At 43.4% G+C, this 4,280-nt stretch carries 5 protein-coding genes; 2 read left to right on the top strand and 3 right to left on the bottom strand.

All coding sequences use genetic code 11. From position 1 onward, the window contains the following. Positions 1-1,602 (top strand): group II intron reverse transcriptase/maturase (gene ltrA, locus ACTIE0_RS23015; RefSeq protein WP_439517002.1); only part of this gene is annotated, 1,602 nt, incomplete at its 5' end. Between the two features lie 99 nt (positions 1,603-1,701). Continuing rightward, a complete protein-coding gene (locus ACTIE0_RS23020; RefSeq protein WP_006616179.1) occupies positions 1,702-2,808 on the top strand; it encodes a sensor histidine kinase in 1,107 nt (368 codons plus the stop codon). Positions 2,809-2,896: 88 nt separating this feature from the next. Here ACTIE0_RS23020 and rpsU read toward each other — a convergent pair whose 3' ends face one another. The 3 genes from rpsU to ACTIE0_RS23035 all read right to left on the bottom strand — a co-directional run bounded on the left by rpsU (position 2,897) and on the right by ACTIE0_RS23035 (position 4,082). After that, positions 2,897-3,094, bottom strand: coding sequence for a 30S ribosomal protein S21 (rpsU, locus tag ACTIE0_RS23025; RefSeq protein ID WP_006616180.1), 198 nt, complete (start codon positions 3,092-3,094; stop codon positions 2,897-2,899). 139 nt (positions 3,095-3,233) lie between these two features. Further along, positions 3,234-3,434 carry a hypothetical protein gene (locus ACTIE0_RS23030; protein WP_006669199.1) on the bottom strand — a complete coding sequence of 67 codons (201 nt, stop codon included), beginning with the start codon at positions 3,432-3,434 and terminating at the stop codon, positions 3,234-3,236. 321 nt (positions 3,435-3,755) lie between these two features. Beyond that, on the bottom strand, positions 3,756-4,082 hold the full coding sequence (locus tag ACTIE0_RS23035) for a calcium-binding protein (RefSeq protein ID WP_006624095.1): 327 nt from the start codon (positions 4,080-4,082) through the stop codon (positions 3,756-3,758). Between the last annotated feature and the right edge of the window lie 198 nt (positions 4,083-4,280).

Genomic DNA, 4,280 nt, shown 5'->3' on the forward strand with positions numbered 1-4,280 from the left:
CGGTCAGCCATGCTTCCCAACAGTCAGCTTAATAAACCCGCCCTCCAAGATAATCAAGGCAAGAAAACGGCTGGAGTCGATGGAATGAGAGCAATCTCATCAAGACAAAGGTTTGAACTTGTTGAGAATATTAAGGGAAACCTCAAAGCAAAACCACTGCGACGGGTGTGGATTCCAAAACCTGGTAGGGATGAAAAACGCCCTCTAGGAATACCCACAATCCAAGATAGAGCCAGGCAAGCCTTGGTGAAGTCGGCACTTGAGCCCGAATGGGAATCAAGATTTGAAGGAACAAGCTATGGGTTTAGACCTGGACGGTCAGCCCATGACGCAATAGCACGAATCTATCTATGTATCAAACATAGTAGTTATTATGTGTTGGATGCTGATATAGCAAAGTGTTTCGACCGAATAAACCATGATTACCTACTGTCCAAAATTCATTGTCCAAGCAGCCTAAAGAAAGACCTGAAACAGTTGCTTAAAGCTGGCGTGCTAGATAACGGTGTATTCGAGGATACAGACTCAGGGACACCTCAAGGAGGGGTAATAAGTCCACTCCTAGCCAACATCGCACTGGATAGAATGGAAAGGTTAGTTAAGGAAATGTATCCAAATAAAGGGACAACCACCCAGGTCAACCTAATAAGATACGCCGATGATTTTGTGGTCATATCCAAAGACTTAGGAATCATTGAACAGTGCAAAACTGCTATTTCTGAATGGTTAAAATCTGTAGGACTAGAAATAAAACCTGAAAAGACCCGAATCTGCCACACACTCAATCCTATCGAGTATAATGGCAAAACAGAAGAACCAGGGTTCGACTTTCTAGGTTTTAATATCAGGCAATATCCAGTAGGAAAGTATAAATCTGGAAAAACAGGTGGAGGAAACAGCCGATTAATCGGTCACAAAACCTATATAAAACCCAGTAATAAAGCAGTTACAGCCCATACAGAAGTGATAAAAGGTGTAATTCAACAACATAAAACAGCACCTCAATCTGCCCTGATTGGTAAACTAAACCCAATCATAAGGGGATGGTCAAACTACTATTCAGCAGTAGTTTCAACAGAAACCTTTAATAAACTGGATAGCATAGTCTGGTTAATGTTACGGGCATGGACAATTTCAAGATGCGGAAAGGCAAGTTACGAAAAGCTAGGAAACTACTTCCATAAAGGAACGGTTAAACTTAGCAATGGGAAAGAAAGACATGAATCCTGGTTATTCAAGACTAAGGATGGACTCACATTATGGCAACATAACTGGACTCCATTGGTCAGACATACCATAATACGCCCTGACGCAACACCATACGACGGAAATTGGACTTACTGGGCAACCAGGAAAGGACAAGCAATCGACACGCCAAACAGGGTAGCAAAACTACTCAAAAAGCAAAAAGGTAGGTGTACCTGGTGTGGACAGTATTTCGCACCATCGGATTTAGTTGAAGTAGACCACATTATACCTCGAAGTTTAGGCGGAAAGGATGAATACAAGAACCTTCAATTATTACACCGCCACTGTCATGATGATAAGACGGCGCTAGATAACGCCAACGCTGTATCATTAACAATGGAACAATCAGATTAGGAGCCGTATGAGGTGAAAGCCTCAAGTACGGTTTTGTATGGGAGGGGGAGATGGCGACATCTCTCTCGACCCCTACTAGATCATACATACCCAGAACTAATGGCAAAGGTAGATTTGCGATCGCGCCTATTTTTATCCCACCTCCTGGTTATGCTGATTGGGGTCACATCCCTGGTGATCATCGGCAAAATTTCCTCTCCTCGGTTCTTTGTCCGTAGTTTGGAACAACTAGAAGGTCCTGGCTTTCGCTTACAATATGTAAGAACTCGCCTAGTAGAAGGCTTTGAAATTGCTTGGAATCGTAGCACTTTTTGGTCTGTTTTAGCCGGAACAACTGCTGCTGTCTGTTTAAGTTATTGGGTGACTAAACGCATTACTCAGCCTCTCACCGAGATGGAAGAAATTACCCATAAATTTGCCAAGGGTAATCTCTCAGAAAGGATGTCATCTAGTGAAATTCATGAATTAAATCAACTGGCGATGAGTTTTAATCAGATGGCTAGTAGTCTTCAAGATGTTGAACAAAAACGGCGGGAATTAATTAGTGATTTGACCCATGAATTGCGAACTCCGATCACTGTAGTTCGCGGATACTTAGAAGAAATGGCCGAAGGCAGAATTTCGCCATCACCAGATATTTATCAGCAGTTAACCAAGGAAACTAAACGCCTGGAAAGGCTGATAAATAACTTACAAGAACTCTCTAAGGTTGAATCTGGATATTTACCCATTAACCCCCAACCTTTAGCATTACGGCCTTTATTAGAGTCTTTGGTGCAGCGTTTTTCTGATCAACTTCTGGAAGAAGGACCGATGTTAGAATTAGATTTTTCTGAAGAATTACCCCTGGCTTTAGCTGATGTCGATCGCACTGAACAAATTTTAGTTAATTTATTAGGAAATGCCATCAGATACACCAAACATGGTCTAATTAAAATAGAAGTTTATACTCATGGTGGTTACTTGTTTGTGGATGTCAGCGATACCGGAATTGGTATTTCTGAGGCAGATTTACCCCATGTTTTTGAAAGATTTTGGCGTGCTGATAGATCGCGATCGCGCAATTATGGAGGTACCGGAATTGGTTTAGCTATTACCCGGCGTTTGGTGGAACTTCAAGGCGGCGAAATTTTCGTTAGTAGTCAGTTAGGCAAAGGTAGCACCTTCACATTTTCCTTACCAATACCCAGTTCCCAAATTATCTAATAACCAAAAAACCGCAGCCACCCCCACTCTAGTCCAATAGAACTAGAATAGGAGTTTTGTTCGCGGTTATATCGGGTTATGAAGCGCTTTAGAACATCCGCTTTTTACGGAAAGCTCGTCTCTGACGCTGATTAGCGATCGCCTTGCGCTTGCGTTTTTCTGGAGGGGTTTCAAAGTGACGTTTTTTGCGAACATCAGCCAGGATGCCAGCTTTAGACACTTCTCGCTTAAATCTACGCAGTGCGGATTCTAATTGTTCGTTTTCACCCAGAATAACTTGGGTCATGTTTTATCCTTCACCTCTCTAAAAAATAATAACTTTACTTGAGGTCTTCCCGTCTCCTCCTATATGAAAGATACTTGAGAAGACATGAACGCGACCACGAGCGATTGCTACGCAATAGAACCGTAGTTTCCCAATCCTGCTACCAGACTGGAAAGCGGCGTTCTCGCCAACTGCCAGGAAGTTTCACCTTAGCAGTTGCCCAGGCCATTTCTGGCTGTAGGCTGAAGCTCAATAAACAACACTGTCCTCTGAAAAATCCGATTGGTGCTATTCGGAATAAGTGAACCCGTCGCACACAACCTAGATTTAAGGAAGCGCCTTGTTTTAGGCCATTCGCCATTATAGCCCAACTCAACCCAATTCGTCTATCCCAGTGACCGAATAATTACCAAACCGAGCTATCGAGCCACTCTAGACAGAACCCCCATAGCGATGGTTGACAGCAACAACACCCAGATTATCAATCCAGGGATAAATCCCAGAACCCCTAACCCCCTAAGAACCCAAACCAGCAAAGTTAACCCAATCAAGATCCCAAATAACACAGAAAAGAAACGCTGCTCGATTCTTTGATATGGAGCCACAAACACCCCTCCATTCAACTTTAACCAGGAACCCATCTCCCCACAGCACAAACCGTGAGGAGTAGTCTCACCTAATCTTAGATCGCGAAAGTGATGAAATCATCCTCAGTTAAAGCTGCCGCTTGTACCCCTTCCCAAATCACCAACTCTTCCGTATCTAGGGTAATCACCGCCGACGAGACATTTTGAGTAATACTCAATTGCTCAAAGCGCAAACCACCACCGAGAACAATCAGGTCTTCCCCAGAGACAAAATCAGTAATAGTATCCGTGCCGCCATTAGCAAAAATCACAAAGCGATCGCGTCCTGGGCCACCAATCAGAGAATCATTACCCTCATCTCCAAACAACACATCATCACCATCACCACCGAAAATAGTGTCATTACCCGCACCACCGTACAAAGTATCATCACCGTGCGAAACGTTTGGGAGACCAAATAAGGCTGCAATGCCCGAAATAACGTCCCAGTGGGATTTCTACCCCTTGGTAGAATATAAGGAATACTTAGATTACAAGACAGAGAAGTTAGGACGTATAATGGCAAGGATATCTACAGAAGACCCAAAATGCCAGCCCCCTACAGTTACGACCTTAGACAA

Source organism: Limnospira sp. (genome assembly GCF_051859755.1).
In the GTDB taxonomy this organism is placed as follows: domain Bacteria; phylum Cyanobacteriota; class Cyanobacteriia; order Cyanobacteriales; family Microcoleaceae; genus Limnospira; species Limnospira fusiformis.

Coding starts and splice junctions, on each gene's coding strand:
- ACTIE0_RS23020 (WP_006616179.1), top strand. CDS start 1,702: ATGGCAAAGGTAGATTTGCGATCGCGCCTATTTTTATCCCACCTCCTG.
- rpsU (WP_006616180.1), bottom strand. CDS start 3,094: ATGACCCAAGTTATTCTGGGTGAAAACGAACAATTAGAATCCGCACTG.
- ACTIE0_RS23030 (WP_006669199.1), bottom strand. CDS start 3,434: ATGGCGAATGGCCTAAAACAAGGCGCTTCCTTAAATCTAGGTTGTGTG.